General features: G+C 59.6%; 21 protein-coding genes. 8 read left to right on the forward strand and 13 right to left on the reverse strand.

Annotation, left to right across the window (positions count from 1 at the left end; translation table 11 throughout):
• Positions 1–30 precede the first annotated feature (30 nt).
• The 8 genes from ACE1BR_RS08035 to ACE1BR_RS08070 all read right to left on the reverse strand — a co-directional run bounded on the left by ACE1BR_RS08035 (position 31) and on the right by ACE1BR_RS08070 (position 8,010).
• Positions 31–846 (reverse strand): Cof-type HAD-IIB family hydrolase, encoded by an 816-nt coding sequence (locus ACE1BR_RS08035; protein ID WP_374869179.1) that lies wholly within the window; start codon positions 844–846, stop codon positions 31–33.
• An 89-nt stretch (positions 847–935) separates the two neighbouring features.
• Complete coding sequence (locus tag ACE1BR_RS08040; protein WP_374869181.1) at positions 936–1,976, reverse strand: alpha/beta fold hydrolase; 1,041 nt, start codon at positions 1,974–1,976, stop codon at positions 936–938.
• Entirely contained in the window at positions 1,976–2,638 is a 663-nt protein-coding gene (locus tag ACE1BR_RS08045; RefSeq protein WP_374869183.1) for a CatB-related O-acetyltransferase, read from the reverse strand. The genes ACE1BR_RS08040 and ACE1BR_RS08045 overlap by 1 nt, the downstream gene beginning before the upstream one ends.
• Positions 2,638–3,369: a tRNA (guanosine(18)-2'-O)-methyltransferase TrmH gene (gene trmH, locus ACE1BR_RS08050; RefSeq protein ID WP_374869185.1), complete on the reverse strand. Its 732-nt coding sequence runs from the start codon at positions 3,367–3,369 to the stop codon at positions 2,638–2,640. Before trmH ends, ACE1BR_RS08045 begins: the two co-directional genes overlap by 1 nt.
• Before the next feature lie 45 nt (positions 3,370–3,414).
• Positions 3,415–5,532 carry a bifunctional GTP diphosphokinase/guanosine-3',5'-bis pyrophosphate 3'-pyrophosphohydrolase gene (gene spoT, locus ACE1BR_RS08055; protein ID WP_374869187.1) on the reverse strand — a complete coding sequence of 706 codons (2,118 nt, stop codon included), beginning with the start codon at positions 5,530–5,532 and terminating at the stop codon, positions 3,415–3,417.
• A 136-nt stretch (positions 5,533–5,668) separates the two neighbouring features.
• Positions 5,669–5,944 carry a DNA-directed RNA polymerase subunit omega gene (gene rpoZ / locus ACE1BR_RS08060; protein ID WP_026456240.1) on the reverse strand — a complete coding sequence of 92 codons (276 nt, stop codon included), beginning with the start codon at positions 5,942–5,944 and terminating at the stop codon, positions 5,669–5,671.
• Positions 5,945–6,024: 80 nt separating this feature from the next.
• Complete coding sequence (gmk, locus tag ACE1BR_RS08065) at positions 6,025–6,651, reverse strand: guanylate kinase (RefSeq protein WP_374869189.1); 627 nt, start codon at positions 6,649–6,651, stop codon at positions 6,025–6,027.
• 303 nt (positions 6,652–6,954) lie between these two features.
• Positions 6,955–8,010 (reverse strand): glycosyltransferase family 9 protein, encoded by a 1,056-nt coding sequence (locus ACE1BR_RS08070; protein ID WP_374869191.1) that lies wholly within the window; start codon positions 8,008–8,010, stop codon positions 6,955–6,957.
• Positions 8,011–8,210: 200 nt separating this feature from the next.
• Here ACE1BR_RS08070 and ACE1BR_RS08075 point away from each other — a divergent pair, with 200 nt between their 5' ends.
• Both ACE1BR_RS08075 and ACE1BR_RS08080 read left to right on the forward strand, forming a co-directional pair.
• Positions 8,211–8,924, forward strand: coding sequence for a 3-deoxy-D-manno-octulosonic acid kinase (locus tag ACE1BR_RS08075; protein WP_374869193.1), 714 nt, complete (start codon positions 8,211–8,213; stop codon positions 8,922–8,924).
• Positions 8,925–8,994: 70 nt separating this feature from the next.
• Complete coding sequence (locus ACE1BR_RS08080; RefSeq protein WP_374869195.1) at positions 8,995–9,858, forward strand: sensor domain-containing diguanylate cyclase; 864 nt, start codon at positions 8,995–8,997, stop codon at positions 9,856–9,858.
• Positions 9,859–9,865: 7 nt separating this feature from the next.
• Here the strand turns inward: ACE1BR_RS08080 and ACE1BR_RS08085 are convergent, their stop codons facing one another.
• Entirely contained in the window at positions 9,866–10,720 is an 855-nt protein-coding gene (locus tag ACE1BR_RS08085; protein WP_374869197.1) for a carboxylate/amino acid/amine transporter, read from the reverse strand.
• 42 nt (positions 10,721–10,762) lie between these two features.
• Here ACE1BR_RS08085 and ACE1BR_RS08090 point away from each other — a divergent pair, with 42 nt between their 5' ends.
• Complete coding sequence (locus tag ACE1BR_RS08090; protein WP_374869199.1) at positions 10,763–11,221, forward strand: DUF6314 family protein; 459 nt, start codon at positions 10,763–10,765, stop codon at positions 11,219–11,221.
• Between the two features lie 124 nt (positions 11,222–11,345).
• On the opposite strand, the gene ACE1BR_RS08095 is transcribed toward ACE1BR_RS08090, so the two are convergent.
• Together ACE1BR_RS08095 and ACE1BR_RS08100 are read right to left on the reverse strand one after the other, a co-directional pair.
• The gene (locus ACE1BR_RS08095) at positions 11,346–11,507 is read right to left on the reverse strand and encodes a hypothetical protein (protein ID WP_374869201.1); all 162 of its coding nucleotides are present in this window, start codon (positions 11,505–11,507) and stop codon (positions 11,346–11,348) included.
• Positions 11,492–12,391, reverse strand: coding sequence for a DMT family transporter (locus ACE1BR_RS08100; protein ID WP_374869203.1), 900 nt, complete (start codon positions 12,389–12,391; stop codon positions 11,492–11,494). The genes ACE1BR_RS08095 and ACE1BR_RS08100 overlap by 16 nt, the downstream gene beginning before the upstream one ends.
• Positions 12,392–12,482: 91 nt before the next feature.
• Between ACE1BR_RS08100 and ACE1BR_RS08105 the strand changes: the two genes are divergently transcribed.
• Positions 12,483–13,442 carry a LysR substrate-binding domain-containing protein gene (locus tag ACE1BR_RS08105; protein ID WP_374869205.1) on the forward strand — a complete coding sequence of 320 codons (960 nt, stop codon included), beginning with the start codon at positions 12,483–12,485 and terminating at the stop codon, positions 13,440–13,442.
• On the opposite strand, the gene trpS is transcribed toward ACE1BR_RS08105, so the two are convergent.
• Positions 13,421–14,434 (reverse strand): tryptophan--tRNA ligase, encoded by a 1,014-nt coding sequence (trpS, locus tag ACE1BR_RS08110; protein WP_374869207.1) that lies wholly within the window; start codon positions 14,432–14,434, stop codon positions 13,421–13,423. The genes ACE1BR_RS08105 and trpS overlap by 22 nt on opposite strands.
• A gap of 192 nt (positions 14,435–14,626) precedes the next feature.
• Complete coding sequence (locus tag ACE1BR_RS08115) at positions 14,627–15,064, reverse strand: universal stress protein (RefSeq protein WP_005339229.1); 438 nt, start codon at positions 15,062–15,064, stop codon at positions 14,627–14,629.
• Positions 15,065–15,454: 390 nt separating this feature from the next.
• Between ACE1BR_RS08115 and fabV the strand changes: the two genes are divergently transcribed.
• The 4 genes from fabV (at position 15,455) to ACE1BR_RS08135 (ending at position 20,357) form a co-directional block, all read left to right on the forward strand.
• A complete protein-coding gene (gene fabV / locus ACE1BR_RS08120; protein WP_374869209.1) occupies positions 15,455–16,642 on the forward strand; it encodes an enoyl-ACP reductase FabV in 1,188 nt (395 codons plus the stop codon).
• Positions 16,643–16,734: 92 nt separating this feature from the next.
• Entirely contained in the window at positions 16,735–17,259 is a 525-nt protein-coding gene (gene ftnA / locus ACE1BR_RS08125; protein WP_111808883.1) for a non-heme ferritin, read from the forward strand.
• 158 nt (positions 17,260–17,417) lie between these two features.
• A complete protein-coding gene (locus tag ACE1BR_RS08130; protein WP_374869211.1) occupies positions 17,418–18,602 on the forward strand; it encodes an NAD(P)/FAD-dependent oxidoreductase in 1,185 nt (394 codons plus the stop codon).
• An 81-nt stretch (positions 18,603–18,683) separates the two neighbouring features.
• Positions 18,684–20,357, forward strand: a complete 1,674-nt coding sequence (locus ACE1BR_RS08135) for a LytS/YhcK type 5TM receptor domain-containing protein (protein WP_374869213.1) — start codon at positions 18,684–18,686, stop codon at positions 20,355–20,357.
• Positions 20,358–20,363 lie beyond the last annotated feature (6 nt).

Genomic DNA, 20,363 nt, shown 5'->3' on the forward strand with positions numbered 1-20,363 from the left:
TGGTTGACGTGGATGTTGAGCTGGGGGGTATCAGGCTGCGCTGACGCTCTCCAGTTCGAACAATTTTTCCAGATAGACTGCCACGCCATCTTCATCGGAAGTGAGGGTCTGCTCATACTCGGGCAGCGCCATTTTCAGGCGATCATGAGCGTTGCCCATCACGATGCCGCGTCCAACCATGGTCAGCATCTCGAAGTCGTTCATACCATCCCCGAAGGCGATTGCCTGTGACATGTCGAAACCGTTCTGCTCCAGCACGGCGCGCACCGCATTGCCTTTATGAACCCCGGCATTCATGACTTCGAGACAGTCTGGCAGGGAGAAGGTCACATTGAGTTGGTCACCATAACGTTGATTGAGGTGATCCTCGATCTTCAGCAGTTTCTCGTGGTCGCCGATGTAGAACACCTTGTTGATCTTCTCTTTCGGCTCTTTGGTCAGATCATCGACCAAGCGATAGGTGAAACCTGATTCGTCATGAAACTCCAGCAGCCAGGGCAGCTCCTCTTCAACAACCCAGTCATCACCCTGATAGATGTTGAGGTGAATGGAGGGATCGCGTTCCAGGGCAATCAGTTCGGCGGCAATGTCGGTCGGTAATGGCTGGTTGAAAATCAGCTGGTCTTGTTTGTCATGAACAACGGCACCGTTGGAGGTAATGAGGTAGATGTCCATCCCCAAGGCATCGCGGAAGCTGCGTACGTCAACGTGGTGACGGCCGGTGGCGACCACGAATTTCACACCTTGTTCTACAAGGCGGTGCAGGGTGTCCCGGGTGCGGGAGGAGATCTGGTGCTGCTTGTTGAGCAGAGTCCCATCGAGATCGGATACAACTACCTTGAACATCATTACCTCGGTATCAATTGAAAACTTGGGCAGTTTACCTTAGCCCGCCTAGTCACCCCATTTATTTAGGGTTACAAAAAATAGCCAACTTAGTGGCGAGCAAAGAAATCGAGTATGGCGCTCAGCGCAGGCTGACGCTTGTCATCAGCCTCGATAAACAGTTCGTGCCAGGCCCCCTCGATCCGCAGTGGCTTGCCCCCTTCGCAGCTGACTTTGGTGCAGAACTCATCCTGTGCGGCATTGTCCACTACGCTGTCGCTGCCAGCCTGCAGCAATAACAACGGCGTTTTGATGGCGCCCGCATCTGCGATGGCGGCATCACCGCCAGTGATCCCCTGATAAATCCAGTGGGCGGTGGCCCCTCCCAGCTTGATCTGCGGGTGCTGCTCATAGATTTGGCGAAAGGCTTGATAGCGAGACTGACTGTGAGTCAGTTCGTTATCGGCAAAGCCGTGATCTTGATAGGGGCCCTGTCCCGGCCCGTAGGGCGGTTCGCCGATCCAGCCACCGACAGTACCTATGGTGGCGGCCAACCCCTTGGCCAACCATTTCGGCAGACCGCCGAGATTGATGCCCATCATGGGGGAGGAGAGCACGGCGGCGCGGATATCATCGGGCCAGCGCTCCAGATAGCGGGCCGAGATAGCGCCCCCCATGGAGTGAGCCAGCAGGAACAGCTTGGCCGGCTTGTCCTCCATGATCACCTGGTCGTGAAATTGCTTCAGATCGACCACATAATCGTCGAACTGGTCGACATATCCCTTGTCATGGTCGCTCAGCATGCGGCCAGACATCCCCTGACCACGGTGATCGATAAGGTAGAGGCTGTAACCCTGGCGCCAGAGATCCCATGCCAGCTCCTGATACTTGAGGTAGCTCTCGACCCGGCCGTTGACGATCAGAATGGCGCGGTCGACCTTCTCCTGCCGCAGGGCGGCATAGCGGATGGTGACGCCATCCTTGCCCTTGAACTCTCCTTCGACCGCATGCTGGCGCCAGAAATCGGGCAGGGTTTGCTGGTAAAGGGTGGGCACATCGGCTTCGCTGGTCAGCGCATAGGTATTGGTCACAGCAAGGGCTCCGGCAGAAAACAGGGTCAGGGCCAACAGGGAAATAGAGAAGGATTTCATCAGGCACACTCCGTTTGCCACTGATCATAAAGGGCGGCGATATCCCCCGAGCAGAGCAGCGTCATGCTGGCCTGCAAAAGTGATAGAGGCCAGTCCCACCACTGCATCTCTTGCAGCATGGCGATCTGCTCATCGTTGAAGCGGCGGCGGATCGACTGGGCCGGGTTGCCGCCGACTATGGTGTAAGGGGCCACATCCTTGGTCACCACGGCACGAGTGGCGATGACGGCGCCATCACCGATAGTGATGCCGGGCATGATCATCGCTTCCGAGCCGATCCAGACATCGTTGCCAATCCGGGTGTCCCCCTTGCGCAGAAAGCCACTGCGGGCCTCTTTGCCAAAGATGTCTGGGTTGAACGGGAAGGTGGAGACCCAATCCAGCCGATGTCCCTGATTGCCCGCCAGCATGAAGGTGGCACCCGAGGCGATGGAGCAGAACTTGCCGATGATCAGGCGGTCTACTTCTGTGCCCCACTCGCCGCTGTCCCAGCTTGCTCTGGTCGAGCCATCCCCCAGTAAATAGCGTACGCAGTGGTCTTCGAACGGCTTGCCATGGTAGTAGCCTGAATAGTAGCTATAGTCGCCAGCTTCTATGTTGGGGTTGGTCAGGTGATCCCGGATGATGCGGGATTCCAGCCAGCTGCCAAAAGGGTTCTCCATCACTCCTCCTGCTCGCCATCATCTGCATTGTGTTGCACCCATCCTTTGCGGGTCAGCTGCATCCGTTGCCACCACTCCTCGTCCGCCAGAATTTCACCGGCCGGGCCGAGCCGGGGGTAGGGCATCTCCTTCTCCTTGCAGAGCTGGGCGTAGATGGGATAACCCCCCTCGAACAGGATGCTGTTCTGCTCCTCCAGAGTGAGCGGGCAGCCGCGTTGATAACAACCGGCCAGCTCGCGCTGGCGTTGCGCCTCGTAGAGGATGGCTGCTGCGGCCACCGAGACGTTGAGGGACTGCACCATGCCCACCATGGGGATGACGATATGGTGATCGGCCAGGGCCAGCGCCTCTTCACCGATGCCATGCTTCTCCTGACCGACCAGAATGGCGGTCGGTTTGGTGTAGTCGATGGCGCGAAAATCGACCGAGCTGTCGGAGAGGTGGGTCGCCAGGATCTGCATGCCGGAGGCTTTCAGCTCGGCAACGGCGCTGCCGATGTCCGGGTGCAGTTTTACATCCACCCAGTTCTGGCTGCCGCGGGCAGTCCCCTTGCGCTTGTGGATCCAGGTTTTGGGCCAGACGGCGTGTACCCGGTGGATACCGATGGCATCGGCAGTGCGCACGATGGCGGCCAGATTGTGAGGTTTATGGACCTCTTCCATGCAGACGGTCAAATCGAGCTGACGCTGGGCCAGCATATCGGTGATGCGCTTGAAGCGTTCGGGGGTCATGGTTGTCTCTTAAAAAGCAGCAGGCGGCTTGCGCCGCCTGTGTGATCAGTTCTTCTGTCGACTCACCTTAAGCACGTTGGGCATCACGCGGATCTTGCGCATGATGTTGGCCAGATGGATGCGGCTCTTGGTGGTGATGAGCAGGCTCACCTGATAGACCCGGCCATCCTTCTCTTCGGTGCTGATGGCGTGAATGTTGGCGCCGGTGGCGGCAATCACGTTGGCCAGCTCGGCGAGTGCACCCTGATGGTTGACGATTTCGATGCTGATGCCGGTACGGAACTCCTGTTCCTGCTCCTTGTCCACTTCCCACTGCACGGGCAAGTACTTGTCCGGCTCCTTGCTGTAGCCCTTGATGTTGCGACAGGCTTCCTGGTGGATCACCAGCCCCTTGCCCGGGCTGATGTGGGCGATGATGGCATCCCCCGGGATCGGGCGGCAGCAGTTGGCGAAGGTGACCAGCATGCCGTCGGCACCCTTGATCGGCATCTTCTTGCTGCTGGACTTGGGTTGCTCCTCCGGCGGCAGTTCATCCCCCAGCATGCGGCGCGCCACCATCACGCTCATGGCGTTGCCGAGGCCCACATCGGCCAGCAGCCCCTGCAGGTTCTCGTGCTTGGTGTCGGCCAGCACCTGCTTGATGCGTGGCTCGGGGATGTCTTCGATATTCTTGGCGCCCAGCGCGTGGTTGAGCAGGCGGCGGCCCAGCACCACCGACTCTTCGGTGCGCAGGTTCTTGAGGAACTGGCGGATCTTGGAACGCGCCTTGGTGGTCACCACGAAGTTGAGCCAGGCCGCGTTGGGACGGGCGCCCGGTGCCGTTATGATCTCCACCGTCTGACCCGAGTGCAGCGGGCTGCTGAGCGGGTAGGGGTGGCGGTCGACCCGCGAACCGACGCAGGCGTGGCCGATATCAGTGTGCACCGTGTAGGCAAAGTCCACCGGCGTGGCGCCAGCGGGCAGCTCCATGATGCGCCCTTCGGGGGTAAAGACGTAGATTTCGTCGGGGAATAGGTCGGTTTTGACCCCTTCGATAAATTCAAAGGAGCTGCCGGCGCTCTGCTGCAATTCCAGCAGGCTCTGCATCCAGCGCTGGGCGCGGATCTGGGCGGTGGTGCCCGAGCTGTCGCCATCCTGCTTGTAGGCCCAGTGGGCGGCAACCCCTTTGTCGGCCATCTGATCCATGAATTCGGTGCGGATCTGCACCTCTACCGGTACCCCGTGCGGTCCCACCAGCGAGGTGTGGAGCGACTGATAGCCGTTGGTTTTGGGGATGGCGATGTAATCCTTGAAGCGGCCGGGGCGCGGCTTGTAGAGGCTGTGCATCTGCCCCAGCACCCGGTAACAGGTATCTATGTCCTTCACCTTGACCCGAAAGGCGTAGATATCCATTACCTCATGAAATTGCAGCTCTTTTTTCTCCATCTTGTTGTAGATGGAGAACAGGTTCTTCTCGCGTCCGCTCACCTGATGTTCGATCCCTGCCTCACGCAGGCGTCCGCTGATTTCGCTCTGGATAGAGTCGATAATCTCGCGGCGGTTGCCGCGGGCACGGCGCACCGATTCGCGTAATACCCGCGATCGCATGGGATAGAGCGCCTCGAAGCCCAGCTCCTCCAGCTCGTTCTTCATGGTATGAATACCGAGGCGGTTGGCGATGGGGGCGAAGATTTCGAGGGTTTCCCGGGCGATGCGGCGGCGCTTGTCCGGTCGCAGCGAGCCGAGTGTGCGCATATTGTGGGTGCGGTCGGCCAGCTTGATCAGAATGACCCGGATATCCTGGGTCATCGCCATCACCATCTTGCGGAAGTTTTCGGCCTGAGCCTCTTTGCGATCGCGAAACTTCAGCTTGTCGAGTTTGGAGACCCCGGCGACCAGTTCGGCCACCGCATCGCCAAATTGTTCAGCCAGATCGGCCTTAGTGATGGTGGTATCTTCGATGACGTCGTGCAGCACGGCAGCCATCAGGGTTTCATGATCGAGGCGCATGTCGCCGAGAATCCGGGCAACGGCAACAGGGTGGGTGATATAGGGTTCGCCACTGGAACGCATCTGGCCCTGGTGAGCATCACGGGCCACCACATAGGCTTGCTTGAGCTTCTCGACCTGCTCGGGTGGCAGGTAGGAACTGGCTATTTCTTTAAGGTTTTCAAATAAATACAAGACAGTCCCCGCAGTGGTAAAACGGCAATTCGTGGAATTGAGGGTATAGCCCTGAGTTTGCGAGGTTTTCGAGCGGTTGTAAATGGGGATGAACAGTCGGCACCCGGGCGGGTGCCGACTATGGGGAAAGACTTACTTAACCGCGGCCTTCGGCGATGGCAGCAACGGCAGCCAGTTCGGCGGCTTCCTGTTCTTGCTGCTCGTAGCGGTCCTGGGTGTCCATTACCTGGTTGTTGACCAGACCCAGTTCGATCTCACGCAGGGCGATAACGGTCGGCTTGTCGTTCTCTTCTTCAACCAGCGGATCTTTGCCTTGAACCGCGATTTGACGGGCGCGGCGTGCGGCGACCAGCACCAGGTCAAAACGGTTACCAACCTGTTTTACAGCATCTTCTACAGTAACGCGTGCCATGCAGGACTCCAGTTATGTGGGCTTTCTGTGTTTAGAAAAGCGGTGTTTAAAAATGACGCAAAAGTTTACTCGTTTTTGGCTTATTCTGCCAGTAACTGTTGCAGCAAGTTTTGTTGTGCCTGCTGTTGATGACGCATCTCCAGCCGCTGGCACTCAATAATGGCTCTGAGCTGGAACAGCGCCTGCTCAAACTCTTCGTTGATAATGACATAGTCATATTCATCGTAGTGCACCATTTCGGCAATGGCTTTCTCCATCCGGCCAGCGATCACTTCGGCGCTGTCCTGACCGCGCCCAATCAGGCGACGCTCCAGCTCTTCCCGGCTGGGGGGCAGGATAAAAATGGATTTGGTCGGCATCAGCTCGCGGATCTGGCGGGCTCCCTGCCAGTCGATATCGAGGAATACGTCGATCCCTTTGGCCAGACAGGCTTCGATGGCGGCGCGGGAGGTGCCGTAGTAGTTGCCGAACACTTCGGCCCACTCCAGAAAATCACCGCGTTCGATCAGCGCCTTGAACTCTTCCACCTGAACGAAGTGGTAGTGCACGCCGTGCTCTTCGCCCGGACGGGTGGCGCGCGTGGTGTGGGAAACTGACAGCTGCATCTTGCCCGCAGCGTTATGTTGGGTCAGCAAGGCATTGAGCAGACTGGATTTACCCGCGCCGCTCGGAGAAGAGATGATATAGAGAGTGCCTTGTTGCGCCATGTCATTACCTTTAATCGAAACCGTTGTTTTGGTTGTAGCAGAGGCCGCCGTCTTGTGCCCGAAAGGGAGACAGCCAAACGCAAAACGCGGAAAATTATTGAGTCAGGGGGATGTAAAGGCGGCGAATTTTACCAGAATGCGGTGAATAAAAAAACGGCCGGAATCATATTCCAGCCGATCAAAGTATTCGTTGCTTGCTGCGGGAGCGTAACCCACATCAGCCGCCATTGTGCCTTGGGGCATGGCTTGGGGCTATCAGGTTATCCCAGTCTGATGGCTCGGAATTTCCGAGTTGCCCCATCATCAGTGCGGCAGTTGGCGAGCGGCGCAGAGGCGGTCGAAGGCGGCGATGACCTGCTCGCAGGTGACCTTGCTCATGGCCTCCGGGTCCTTGAGACGGGTGCGCCAGCCAAGCTCGGCCAGCGGCTTGCCGGTCTCCTGCTCGACCAGCTCCTGATAGACGCTGACCACGTAGTCGCGGCACAGATAGGGGCCGGTGCGAGCTGGATTGTGGTGAGCATAGAGGCCGATCACCGGTGTGCCGACAATGGTGGCCATATGGGTTGGGCCGGTGTCGGGGGCCAGCACCAGACTGGCCTCACCAATCAGCGCCAACAGCTGTTTGAGGTTGGTCTGGCCCACCAAATCGGCCGGTTTGCTCTGGCTGAGTTGCCGGATCTCGGCGGCCAGATCCCGTTCCAGTTTGGCCGGTCCGCCACAGAGATAGACCTGAAAACCCTTGCTGGCGGCGTGATCCGCCAGCGCGGCATAACCTGCGGCCGTCCAGTTCTTGAATGCCTTGCTGGCGGCGGCACAGATCAGCAGGGTCGGTTTACCGCCAATCTTCTCCTTTGCCCACGCCTGATGTTCGGCGCTGATGGGCAGTTGCCAGTCCGGGGTCAGATCCTTGATGCCGAGCTCTTTGGCAAAGGCGAGGAAACCGTCCAGCACGTGGGGAGAGGTAGGGGATGGCACTTTGTGGTTGGTGAACAGCCACTGGCCGTCGTTGGCCCGCTCCCGATCAAACCCGAGTTTGACCTTGGCCTTGATGCCGAGGGTGGCGATGCTGGCGCGCATGGCCGCCTGCAGATGGAGCAGGGCATCAAACTTGCGCCCCTTGAGGGTCTGCCACAGGTCGCGATAGCCGCGCCAGCCCTTGCTCTTGTCGAAGGCGATCACCTCGACGCCGGGCAGATCGGCAAACAGGGTTGCCTCGATTTTGCCGGTGATCCAGGTGATGCGGGTCTGTGGCCACTCCCGCTGGATGACGCGCACCAGCGCCAGTGCGTGGCAGCAATCCCCGATGGCAGAGAGCCGCAGGATGCAGATGGAGGAGGGTGGCGTTTGAAATAGCGGCATGTTGTGGCGCACGGCTGGCAAAAAGGGTGGATGGCATTATGCAAACTCCCCTCTGGATTGTAAAATTGCGCACAATCGTCAGCCGGGCTTTGCCACCCGAATAGCCGCCATGGCTGGCACATGTTGCGGGCATGCCACAGTCGCAGCCTCATCGCCCATAAACAGGGGCGATCAACGACCCATCGAGCGGGATCTCCACGATGCGAATACAGACCGAACACAACCAGATCTGCTGGTACGCCGAAGGGGCCTTTCGTGACCCCTCTCCCCAGTTATTCGATCCTGCCTGGTGGCAGAACAATCGCCAGGTCGTGGGCTCTGCCATTGGCCGGGGGGTGACCTGGTTCGTCAAGGATGAGTCCCGCCATCTGGTGCTGCGCCACTACTATCGTGGCGGCATGGTGGGCAAGGTGGTGCGGGATCGCTTCTGGTTTGAAGGGGTCGAGTCGAGCCGCGCCATGGCTGAATACAGCCTGCTAGCCAGGCTGTGCGAGCTGGGATTGCCGGTGCCGCGTCCGTTTGGTGCCCGTATGGTCAAGCATGGCCCCTTCTATCGGGCCGATATCCTGATCGAGCGCATTCGCGGTGCCAAAGATCTGGTGGCCCTGCTCAAACAGGGGCCGGTGGCGGCCGAGGTGTGGCACAAGGTTGGCCAGACAGTGCGTCAGTTGCACGATGCCGGGGTCTATCACGCCGATCTCAACAGCCACAATCTGCTGCTCGATAAAGCGGGCAAGGTGTGGGTGATCGACTTCGACAAGGGGGCAATCCGCTCCCCCGGTGAGTGGCAGAAGGGCAATCTGGAGCGGTTGTTGCGCTCGTTCAACAAAGAGTCCCACTTGCATACCAGTTTCCACTTCGTGCCGGACAACTGGCAGACGCTGATGAACGGGTATAACACAAAAGCGAGCTGACCCAGTTGCTCGGCGCGAGAGCCAATGTTACTTATTGAGCAGGTATTCAGATTCGGTTTCGAGGCGCCCCATGGAAATGCTCAAGACACCCCTGGTCGATGTGACTGCCCGGCTTGATCCGGGTCTGCTGTCTGATGCCATGGCGCTGCTGGAGGCGGGGATCTGGACCTGGTCCGCGCAACAGGGGCTGCGTCGCGATCCCTCCTGCCTGCGCCTGCTGGGGCTTGGCGAGAGCTGGCCGGATGATCTTGGCTGGCTGGAACGGGTCCATCCCGACGATGTCTCCCGGCTGGAAGATGCACTGAGCGCCTGCCAGAGCGGCCGCAGCAGCGGCTTGCGCCTCGAATACCGCATTCTGCACCACCACGGCCACTATATTCGGCTGGAGGAGCGGATGCGTCGTGACGAGCGGGGCCTCCTGCTGGGGGTCGTCCGTCATCTCGATCCTGCCGTGGTACTGGTGGAGGAGCGGCACGGCACCGATCCGCTGACCGGGCTGGAGAGCCGTAGCCGCTTCGAGCAGCTGCTTGAGGAGCGGCTGGTGACAGAGAGCGGCAGTTTTAGCCTGTTGCAGTTCTCGGTCGATCACATGGCCAAAATCCAGCAGCTGTTTGGTGAGGCTGCCTGTGATGCCATGCTGGCCAAGCTGGCGCGCATCGTGCGCCACGAGTTGCGGCGAGAAGATGCCTTCGCTCGCTGGGATGAGGGTGGTTTTATCCTGATGCTCTCCCAGACCGAGCGAATGAACGCGCTGGAGATTGCCGAGCGGCTGCGGCTGGAGGTTGCCGACGCCAGCCTGCTGCCACAGCGGCCGGTCACTGTCAGCATCGGGCTGGTGCAGAGCCAGTCCGGTGAACAGCTCGACCATCTGCTGGTCAGGCTGGCCACCTGCCACGGCCAAGCCCGGCGGGAGCGCAACGCGGTCGTCGGTTGACGCCGGATCAGCGCTGGCTGCTCTTGTGACGCTGGCAGACCCAGAGCGAGGCCAGCATCAGCAGGCCGCCGATGGTCAATCTGGTCAAGTCGGTATCCTTGCCCCATAGCAGCAGATTGACCAGCAATCCGGCCGGAATGAGCGCATTGTTCATGATGGCGAGCACCCCGCTGCTGACCAGCGTTGCCCCCTTGTTCCACAGGAAGTAGCCGAGGCCGGAAGCGCCTATCCCCAACCACAACAGAATGCCCCACTGCACTCCGCTGGTCGGATATTGCGGTTGGCCCAGCAACCACCAGGCAGGCAGGGCGATCACCAGTGCCCCCAGATAGAAGCAGCCGAACACGGCCAACTGGGGCGGTTGCTCCGCCTCCCGTGCCAGCAGTACCTTGTAGCCCACCTGACCCAGGGCGAAACAGAGGTTGGCCCCCTGTACCACCAGAAATCCAAGTACATAGCTTTCGGTCAGTCCGTCGAAGCGGATGACGGCGGCGCCGAGTACCGCCAGCAGGGCGCCCCACAGATAGGCCGGCTTGAAGCGCCCTTCCAGCAGATCGTGGAGCAGGGTGACGTAGATGGGGGTGAAGATGGTAAAGACCAGCACTTCCGGCACCGTCAGCAGTAGGAAAGAGTGGTAGTAGAAGAGATACATGATGCCAAGCTGGATGGCGCCGAGCGTCATCAGCTTGGCCACCAGGTCCCGGCGCAGCCAGCGGCGGCGCAGGAAGGGGAGAAATACCAGAGTGGCAAGGGCGATGCGGGTCAGCACCGAGAAGTAGGCATCCACCTGGCCAGCGAGGTAGACCCCGATCAGGCTAAAAGAGAATGACCAGAGCAGGGTGACCCCTATCAAGTAGTTCATGTGGTTGATTTGTCATCAGTTGTCAATTTTAAGGGGGCTATGATGGCCGAGATGGAAGCGGCAATCCAGCGTTTATGGGCGCGATTGCCACAGGTCGGAGCATTTGGCTTCACCGCCAGCAATGGTGAAGGGTCCGCGACCGACTGGAATGGCCGTGGTGAGGGGGAGGTAGTGGTGACCGATCACTGTGGTGGCTGGCTCTTCAGCGAGCAGGGGCGCTACACCACGCCCCATGGCCGGGCGCTCACCATGCACAACCGTTTCTGGTGGCAGCGCAGCGAGCGGGGGATCCACCTCTCTCATCTGCGTTATGAGCAGCCGGTCGAGCTGTTTGAACTGTTGCCGCAAGGGGATGGCCGCTGGCTAACTGCCGAGCCACATTTGTGCAGCGCCGATCACTATCGCGCCGAGCTGACCGAAAATGACAGCGGTTTTCTGCTGAGCTGGCAGATCACCGGCCCGCGCAAGAACGAGCGGCTCAGCTATCGCTATCTGCTCTGACGCGGGCTGGCAGGGATAAAAAAACCGGCGCAGAGCGCCGGTAGCGGGGGACAAATCGGAGGTTTTTAAAACAGTCCCAAAGAGAGTTGAGATGAGCTCTCGTCACACAATCAGAAAAGGGTGTTCAGGCATTCACGGCATAGCTCAGCATGGCTTGCAGCTTGCTATCGAATAACCAGGGCAGCAGTACCATCAACAGCCCCAGCATGCCTGCCAGGCGCTGGCGATATTGCCAGCCGGCAATCAGTACCAGACCACCGCAGAGGATGGTCAGGATGCCTGACATAGGGCCGCCTCCCGCTGCTGACGACGTTGCTGTGCCCACTGGTTCATGGCGACCGAGCCGAGGATCAGGGCCAGTGCAACGCCAGTGGTCGGCTTGACCTGTTCACCGAGGAGCACTGCACCCAGCATCACGCCAAACAGCGGCACCAGATAGTTGCTGAGGGAGGCGAACGTCGGGCCAGCCCGCTGGATCAGCGCCATGTAAAGGAAGTAAACCAGACCGGTACAGAGGGTCCCCAGCACAATCATGGAGCTCAGCGCCTGGCTGCTCGGCATGGTCAGCGCGCTCAGGTCAGTCACAAACGGGGTAGCAATCAGCAGTTGGGTTGCAGCACAAAGCAGGATATTGCGGGCAACGATCACCGGGTGATCCTTGGCAAAGCGCTTGATCATCAACAGACCGATGGCAAAGCAGCTGGCGCCAAACAGGATGCCAATGGCACCAAGCAGACCGGCATTCATCCCCTGGGAGAGATTTGGCCAGAACAGGGTCAGGACACCGGCAAAACCGATGATGACGGAGAGCAGACCGCTCTTGGTGATGCGTTCACCAGCAATAAACAGCGGTGCAGCCAGAATGGTCACAAACGGGATACAGCCCATGATCACGGCGGTGGTGGCGCTATCAACATGCTGCTGGCCCCAGGCGACCATGATGAAGGGCATGGTGGCATCCAGCAGGGCGATCAACATATAAGTGCGCCACGGGGTGTGCTCACTCTTGAGCCGCATAAACAGGCAGAGCAGACCCAGGATCAGGCTGCCGCACAGGGCACGACCGGCTGCGACCAGAATGGGGGGCAACTCGGCAACGGCTTGGTGCATGAAAATGAACTGGGAACCCCACAACAGGCCGATAGCCAACAACAATAGATAGTTACGCATTTTAGTCTCCGACGTATTTAGCCTGCGCATTCTAGGTAATCTGCTACTATGGCAAAAATGAATTGTTGGCATTTAACTATGGCTAATATCGATGGATAGCTCACTCGCTCGTCTCGATCTCAACTTGCTCGCCGTGTTCGACATGCTGATGCAGGAACGCAACGTCACCCGGGCCGCCGAACGGCTCTACCTCTCCCAATCCACAGTCAGCCATGCGCTGGGACGGTTGCGGGTGGCGCTGGATGACCCCCTGTTTGTGATGAGCCGACGGGAGATGATGCCGACCGAGCGGGCCAAGGCATTGGCCGGTCCGGTCCGGCAGGCGCTGGCGATGCTGGAGCAGGGGTTGCGCCAGGCCAAGGGGTTCGAACCTGCCACTGCGCGGCGGATTTTCCGCATGGCCACGCCGGGGTCGGTGGAGCACGGACTGGTGCCAGTGCTGGTGGAGCGGCTGTTCCGGGCTGCCCCCCATTGTCGGCTGGAGGTGTGCGAGCTGGCCAACAGCAACTATGAGCGGGAGCTGGAGAAGGGGGAGCTGGATCTGGTGATCGGCTTTGCCGATGCCAACCACCTTTCATCCCGCCTGTGGCGGGAGGATTGGTTTCACGAGCCGCTGGTGTGTCTCTCCCCCCTTGGTAGCGAGATGCCCGATCTGTTGACCCCGGCCGAGCTGGTCAGCCGCCCTCATATCTATACATCCAGCTGGGGTCACAGTCAGGCGATGGTGGAGCTCTGGTTGGCCCGTTTCGGGGTGGAGCGGGAGTTGGGGGTCAGATTGCCGAGTTTTATGGCGGTGCCGCCGTTGATGGCGACTGGCCGCTATCTGGTGGTAGTGCCCGAGATGATCGGGCGCCACTTCTGTCGCTACTATCCGCTGCGGATGCATCAGCTGGAGCCCAGGCTCCCCATCGTCTACCTGATGGCGGGCCACCCGCTGACCGCCCACGATGAGGCGATCAGCTGGTTCAAGAGCCTGTTGCACCAGCTGGTGTTTGACCTCTATGGCGACTATGCCCTGGGCTCGCCCGCTCAACGCAGTCTGGCGAAGTAGTCGAGTCCCATGGCGTTTTTCACCTCTGCCAGCACTTCATCAGTGATGATGCGCGACTGCTCGGTTCCCTGATAGAGCAGCTCCAGCAGCATCTTTTTGTCGGCGATGGCCGCTTGGCGGCGCTCCCGCATCGGGGCGAGCAGGGTCTGCAGGCAGTCATTCAGCACCTGTTTGCAACGCATGTCGCCCAGCCCGCCGCGCTGGTAGTGGGCCTTCATCTCGGCGACCAGATCTTTATCCGGGTGGAAGGCATCCAGATAGGCGAACACCGTATTCCCCTCCACCTGACCCGGATCGCTCACCTTGAGGTGGTTGGGGTCGGTATACATGGCGAACACCGCCTGTTTGACCTCTTCGGCCGACATGCCGAGCTCGATGGTGTTGCCGAGGGATTTGGACATCTTGGCCTTGCCGTCGATGCCGGGCAGGCGGCCGGTGTCGCTCAGGATCGGCTGGCACTCGGTCAGCACCTCTTTGCCCACTAATGTATTGAAACGACGGACAATCTCGTTGGTCTGCTCCAGCATCGGCAGTTGATCTTCCCCAACCGGGACGTGGCTGGCGCGAAAGGCGGTGATGTCGGCAGCCTGGCTCACCGGATAGACCAGGAAACCGGCTGGCAGCGTGCGTTCGAACCCTTTCTGCTGGATCTCCGCTTTGACGGTGGGGTTGCGCTCCAGCCGGGCGACGCTGACCAGATTGAGGTAGTAGCAGGTCAGCTCGGCGAGGGCGGGCAGGGCGCTCTGCAGGCAGAAGGTGGTCTTGGTCGGGTCGAGGCCGACCGCCAGATAGTCTGCCATCACCTCCAGTACGTTGTCGGTCACCTTGGCCGGGTTGTGGCCGTTGTCGGTCAGCGCTTGCAGATCGGCGATCATCACGAATTGACGGTAGTGGTGCTGGGCTTCGACGCGCTGACGCAGGGAGCCGACATAGTGGCCGATGTGCAGTTTGCCGGTGGGACGATCGCCAGTCAGGATTACGGGGTTGTGCATGTCACTCTCTCCAGTTGGGTGGGCCGGGAGGCGACAAAGGGATGAAAACAGTTGACCGCCTCTCGGCGGTCACGGTGTTTTCTTTGGGAAATCTCAGATAGAAACGCGGTGCCGCCTGTTTAGGAGCAGCACCACCAGTAGTTGTGATTGAATGCGGTCATGTTCATAGCAAATCAAACTACGCCGGTTTCATTACTTCTGCAAGGGGACGACCAGCAGATCGCAGGGCACGGTATTCATCAGCTGGCGCGCGCTCGAGGTGAGCAGGCTCCAGAAGCTCTGACGATGGCCGCATACCAGCAGATCGATCTCGTACTCCTTGACTGCCTGATTGACTCGCTCGCTCAGATCGCCGCAGATCACCAGTTTCTTCTCGATGGGGTAGTCCACCGAGGCGAGGAAGGCCTCCAGCTTCTCTTTCGCTTCGGCGATCACTTGATCCTGCACGTTGTCGATGTCGATATCGATCATTTCGGTGTAGAGATCCTTGAGGTCCACATCGACATGGATAACCGACAGCTTGGCTCCGTTGGAACGGGCTCTGTCCACCGCTTTGTCGATCACCTTGCGGTTATCCTCCGACAGGTCGATCGCGGCCAGAATATGCTTGTAATAGGTTGTACCACTCATGGGATGTCTCCTTGCCGATCCTTTACCCACTATACCAATCTCTGCTGAAACTAAAATGGTGCCTTGGGCACAATTTAGGGATCTGAACGAGTTTAATTTTTGGTGGCTGGTTGCAATTGACTCAGTTAACAATCCTGTTTTGGCCATAAATTAAACAGGAGTTTGAACCAGGTCACACCCATCGGCTTGCCCGTAATCAGTGAGAGGCATAGGATAGCTCCGTGCTTCGCAATGAACACAAAACAACAAAAAGCATCTGAATACCGCTTTGGGGAGCCACGTGCTCCCTTTTGTTTTTTCTGCTCGTTTTCTTGCCGACAACCTCCCCGTTATCGCGGTACTCTGTGACTTTGCGGTTATGTTCTAGCCAACCCATTTGGAGATTGCCTCATGATCATTCGCCCACAAATTCATGGCTGCGTTGCCCGCAACTGTCACCCCATGGGTTGTCGTGCTGCCGTGCAGCAGCAGATTGCACGCATCAAGGCTGCCGGTTCATTCGCGGGGCCCAAGCGAGTGCTGGTGCTGGGGGCTTCTTCCGGTTTCGGGTTGGCATCGCGCATTGCGCTCGCCTTTGGTGCAGGTGCGGATACCATCGGCATCTCGTTCGAGCGCGGTCCCTCCGACAAGGGATTGGGCAGTGCCGGCTGGTACAACAACATCTGGTTTCGCAAGGAGGCAGAGCAAGAGGGGCGCATCGCCATCAATCTGATTGGGGATGCCTTCTCTGACGAGATGCGCCAGCGCGCTATCGATACCATCCGCCAGCAGCTGGGGCAGGTGGATCTGGTGATCTACTCGCTGGCGAGCGGCATTCGGGTGCTGCCGGACGGCACGCAAGTGCGCTCCGTACTCAAGACCACCGGCCAGCCGTTCAGCGGCTGGGGGCTGGATCTGGAGCAGGATACCCTGGTGCAGCAGTCATTGGCTGCGGCCACCCCGGAGGAGATCCGCGACACCGTCACCGTGATGGGCGGCGAGGATTGGCAGCTCTGGATGCAGGCGCTGCAGCAGGCCGACTGTCTCGCCCCCGGTGCCCAGACCGTGGCCTACTCCTACATCGGTCCCGAATCTACTTACCCTCTCTATCGGGATGGCACCATCGGCTATGCCAAAGAGCATCTGCACGCCACCGCCGAGACCATCAATTTGCAGCTGGCCGAGATCGGTGGTCATGCCTGGGTGTCGGTCTGCAAGGCGCTGGTGACCAAGGCGAGCGCCTATATTCCGGTGCTGCCGGTCTATCTGGGCCTGCTGATGGGAGTGATGAAAGAGCGCGGCGTCCATGAGGGCTGCATCGAGCAGATGCAGCGGCTGTTCGCCGCCAAGATGTACGGGCCCAATGGGGTGGTGGCCGATGGCAACCGGCTGATCCGGATGGATGACCATGAGCTCGACCCGGCCATTCAGGCCGCCGTCTCGGCGCTCTGGCCCAAGGTGACGCCGGACAATTTCCATGGGCTGGGGGATTTTGCCGGACTGCGTCAGGATTTCATGCAGCTCAATGGCTTTGAGTTGCCGGGTGTTGATTATGATGCACCGGTGGATGTCGTCTCCCTTGGCGAGCTGACACCCTGAGTTGGCAGGAACGGGATCTCCCTCTCGCTGGCGGGTTGATTCGCGGTCGGAGTGTGGCGACAATCGATACCAAATCACTGAGGAGAAACAAGATGCTGGCTCAAGCCATGATCGAGAAGTTGAACGAGCAGATTAACCTGGAGTTCTACTCCTCCAATCTCTATCTGCAGATGAGTGCCTGGTGTGAAGACAAGGGCTTCGAAGGGGCGGCGACTTTCCTGCGCCAGCACGCGGTCGAGGAGCGCCAGCACATGGAACGCCTGTTCACCTATGTGAGCGAGACCGGTGCCATGCCGCGTCTTGGTGCCATCGATGCCCCTCCCCACGAGTTCAAGTCGCTGGGTGACGTGTTCCGCACCACCCTGGAGCACGAGTACCACATTACCAAGTGCATCAATGGTCTGGCCCACGTGGCCTTCACCACCCAGGATTACTCTACCTTCAACTTCCTGCAGTGGTATGTGGCCGAGCAGCATGAAGAGGAGAAGCTGTTCAAGAGCATCGTCGACCGTCTGGGTCTGGTCGGTGAAGATGGCAAAGGCCTCTACTTCATCGACAAGGAGCTGGCCGAACTGGCCAAGGGCGCTCCGGCCAGCATCATGGACGGCAACGCCTGATAGTCATGGACACTTAGTGTTCAGCCAGTACAATAACGGCCCCTTACAACAGGGGCCGTTTTTTTAATACCGGTTGGAATGAACGCAGCTGATTTGCAGCCGGGACAATAACGGTTCTCTACAATAGGGGCCGTTTTTCTTTTGATAAGTGAGTGATGATGAAGCAGGTCGATGTGGTGGTGATTGGGGCCGGTGCGGCCGGATTGATGTGTGCGGCGCAGGCGGGCTACCGGGGCCGCTCGGTGCTGGTGCTCGACAACGCCAAGAAGCCGGGCCGCAAGATCCTCATCAGTGGCGGTGGTCGCTGCAACTTCACCAACCATCAGGCGGGTGCCCACGCTTACCTCTGCGCCAACCCTCACTTCAGCAAGTCGGCGCTGGCCCGCTACACCCAGCAGGATTTTATCGATCTGGTGGACCGCCACGGGGTCAATTATCACGAACGCACCCTGGGGCAGCTGTTCTGTCTGGAGAGCGCCAAGGAGATCGTCGATGTGCTGCTCACCGAGTGCGACTGGGCCGGGGTGACCCTGCAGTTCCAGACCGAAATTCTCACCGTCAGCAAACAGGACGAGGGCTTCCTGCTGACCACCAGCAAGGGTGAGATCGGCTGCCACTCGCTGGTGGTGGCGACCGGTGGACTCTCCATGCCCAAGCTGGGGGCTACCCCTTATGGCTTCAAGCTGGCGGAGCAGTTCGGCCTCAACGTGTTGCCGACCCGTGCCGGTCTGGTGCCCTTTACCCTCCATCAGGCCGAGAAAGAGGCGTTCGCCGATCTGGCGGGCATCAGCCTGCCGGTAGCGGTGACCGCCGAGGATGGCACCCGCTTCAAGGAGGCGATGCTGTTCACCCACCGCGGTCTTTCCGGCCCCGTCATCCTGCAGATCTCCTCCTACTGGCACGCTGGCGAGAAGATCCACATCAACTTGCTGCCTGAGCTGGATATTCCGGCCGCCCTGCGCGAGTGGGCACAGGCACACCCGGCGCAGGAGCTGAAAACCGTGCTGGGGCGCGAGCTGCCCAAGCGCTTCGTCGACAAGCTGGTGGAGCTGGGCCAGCTGGTCAGCAAGCCGATGCGCCAGTACAACGAGCGTGAGCTGGAGGCGGTGGCCAATCTGCTGGGTGACTGGCAGATCCTGCCCAACGGCACCGAGGGATATCGCACCGCCGAAGTGACCCTGGGCGGCGTCGATACCAACGAGCTCTCCTCCAAGACCATGGAGGCGCGCAAGGTGCCGGGTCTCTACTTCATCGGTGAAGTGGTGGATGTGACCGGTTGGCTCGGTGGCTACAACTTCCAGTGGGCCTGGTCCTCCGGCTGGGTGGCCGGGCAGTACTGTTGATGTCGCTGGGGCTGGTTTATCCGGCCCCGGTTTATTGGTTGGGGTATTAGTGATCGGTCGGGTTGCCGCAAGGGGGCGCAGATGCTTGAAAATCAGATGATGTTGTTGGCAGTGTTCGAACGGGCGGCGCTGATGCTGATGACCCTGTTCTTCCTGACCCGCACCCGGCCATTCCAGCGGCTATTCCAGAAACAGGATCACACTCCGGCAGAACGGGTGCTGGTCGCCACCATCTTCTGTCTGTTTGCGGTGTTCAGTACCTACACCGGCATCCCGGTGGAGGGGGCGCTGGTCAACGTACGGATCATTGCCATTATCTCGGGCGGCATTCTGTTTGGCCCCTGGGTCGGCATTCCGGCCGGGGTTATCTCCGGTCTGCACCGTTATCTCATCGATATGGATGGCCACACCTCGATTCCGTGCCTCATCGCCAGCATCATCGCCGGTCTGCTGGCTACCTGGCTGCATCTGCGCTGCCGCAAGTCGCGGCTCTGGCTCTACGGCATTCTGGCGGGGATGTTGTGTGAAGGGCTCACCATGCTGCTCATCTGGCAACTGACGGAACCCCATGCCGTGGGGGTCGAGATCGTCAGCCATATTGCTTACCCCATGATCGCCGGGGCGCTCTGCATCGGTCTGATCATCAAGCTGGTGCAGGATCTGGATGACGAGAAGGAGCTGATTGCCGCCAAGCAGGCCAAGCTGGCGCTCGATATCGCCAACAAGACGCTGCCCTTCTTCCAGAACATCGACCGCCACTCCCTCTGCCAGGTGTGTGCAGTGATCCGGGGCGAGATCAGTGCCGATGCCGTGGCCATTACCGATACCCGTGCGGTGCAGGCTTATGTCGGGGTGGGCAAGGATTACTACGAGCTGGAGGAGCACCATGCCATCAGCGGCATGACCCAGCAGGCAGTGCTGCTCGACCAGATCATCATCAACAACGATCTGCGTCAGTATCACCTCTCCGATTTCCACTCGGTCATCATTATTCCGCTGCGGGAAAATGGTGCCGTCAGCGGCACCCTCAAGATCTACTATCGCCGCGCTCACAGCATCACCAGTTCGCTGCGGGAGATGGCAGTGGGCCTCTCCCAACTCATCTCCACCCAGATAGAGGTGTCACGCATCGAACAGCTCAAGGAGATGACTCGCAAAGCGGAGTTCTCCGCGCTGCAGAGCAAGATCAACCCGCACTTTCTGTTCAATGCCCTCAATGCCATCTCATCCTTGATCCGCATCCGGCCCCAGCAGGCACGCCAGCTGATCGCCAATCTGGCGGACTATCTGCGCTACAACCTCAACAAGGGGGAGGAGCTGATCGACATTCAGGAGGAGTTGCAGCAGGTGCGCGACTATGTGGCCATCGAGCAGGCCCGTTTCGGCGACAAGCTGGAGGTGGTGCTCGATGTGGATAATGTTCACGTCGAGGTGCCGAGCCTGTTGCTGCAGCCACTGGTGGAAAACGCCATCCTGCACGGCATCCAGCCTCGCAGTGCCCCCGGGCAGGTCACCATCGAAGTGAAGCAGTTGGCGGGCGGCATCCGGGTGGCGGTGCGCGATACCGGTTACGGCATCAGCCAGGCGGTGATCGACGGGGTCGCCGCCGGTCAGGTGGAGAGCCGCAGCATCGGCCTGATGAACGTGCATCAACGGGTCAAGCTGCTCTATGGCGACGGCCTGCACCTCAAGCGGCTGGAGCCGGGCACTGAAGTGAGTTTCTATCTGCCGGATCAGGAGTCGATGCCATGCTGAGAGCCA

The organism is Aeromonas sp. MdU4 (genome assembly GCF_041929505.1).
Classification (GTDB): Bacteria; Pseudomonadota; Gammaproteobacteria; order Enterobacterales; family Aeromonadaceae; genus Aeromonas.

Bases quoted from the DNA above. Each gene is read 5' to 3' on its own strand.
- trmH (WP_374869185.1), bottom strand. From the start codon at position 3,369: ATGACCCCCGAACGCTTCAAGCGCATCACCGATATGCTGGCCCAGCGT.
- ACE1BR_RS08040 (WP_374869181.1), bottom strand. From the start codon at position 1,976: ATGAAATCCTTCTCTATTTCCCTGTTGGCCCTGACCCTGTTTTCTGCC.
- trpS (WP_374869207.1), bottom strand. From the start codon at position 14,434: ATGCACAACCCCGTAATCCTGACTGGCGATCGTCCCACCGGCAAACTG.
- ACE1BR_RS08090 (WP_374869199.1), top strand. From the start codon at position 10,763: ATGGCCGAGATGGAAGCGGCAATCCAGCGTTTATGGGCGCGATTGCCA.
- ACE1BR_RS08070 (WP_374869191.1), bottom strand. From the start codon at position 8,010: ATGCCGCTATTTCAAACGCCACCCTCCTCCATCTGCATCCTGCGGCTC.
- fabV (WP_374869209.1), top strand. From the start codon at position 15,455: ATGATCATTCGCCCACAAATTCATGGCTGCGTTGCCCGCAACTGTCAC.
- ACE1BR_RS08115 (WP_005339229.1), bottom strand. From the start codon at position 15,064: ATGAGTGGTACAACCTATTACAAGCATATTCTGGCCGCGATCGACCTG.
- gmk (WP_374869189.1), bottom strand. From the start codon at position 6,651: ATGGCGCAACAAGGCACTCTCTATATCATCTCTTCTCCGAGCGGCGCG.
- ACE1BR_RS08080 (WP_374869195.1), top strand. From the start codon at position 8,995: ATGGAAATGCTCAAGACACCCCTGGTCGATGTGACTGCCCGGCTTGAT.
- rpoZ (WP_026456240.1), bottom strand. From the start codon at position 5,944: ATGGCACGCGTTACTGTAGAAGATGCTGTAAAACAGGTTGGTAACCGT.
- ACE1BR_RS08075 (WP_374869193.1), top strand. From the start codon at position 8,211: ATGCGAATACAGACCGAACACAACCAGATCTGCTGGTACGCCGAAGGG.
- ACE1BR_RS08135 (WP_374869213.1), top strand. From the start codon at position 18,684: ATGCTTGAAAATCAGATGATGTTGTTGGCAGTGTTCGAACGGGCGGCG.
- ACE1BR_RS08130 (WP_374869211.1), top strand. From the start codon at position 17,418: ATGAAGCAGGTCGATGTGGTGGTGATTGGGGCCGGTGCGGCCGGATTG.
- ACE1BR_RS08100 (WP_374869203.1), bottom strand. From the start codon at position 12,391: ATGCGTAACTATCTATTGTTGTTGGCTATCGGCCTGTTGTGGGGTTCC.
- ACE1BR_RS08085 (WP_374869197.1), bottom strand. From the start codon at position 10,720: ATGAACTACTTGATAGGGGTCACCCTGCTCTGGTCATTCTCTTTTAGC.
- ACE1BR_RS08045 (WP_374869183.1), bottom strand. From the start codon at position 2,638: ATGGAGAACCCTTTTGGCAGCTGGCTGGAATCCCGCATCATCCGGGAT.
- ftnA (WP_111808883.1), top strand. From the start codon at position 16,735: ATGCTGGCTCAAGCCATGATCGAGAAGTTGAACGAGCAGATTAACCTG.
- ACE1BR_RS08095 (WP_374869201.1), bottom strand. From the start codon at position 11,507: ATGTCAGGCATCCTGACCATCCTCTGCGGTGGTCTGGTACTGATTGCC.
- ACE1BR_RS08105 (WP_374869205.1), top strand. From the start codon at position 12,483: ATGGATAGCTCACTCGCTCGTCTCGATCTCAACTTGCTCGCCGTGTTC.
- ACE1BR_RS08035 (WP_374869179.1), bottom strand. From the start codon at position 846: ATGTTCAAGGTAGTTGTATCCGATCTCGATGGGACTCTGCTCAACAAG.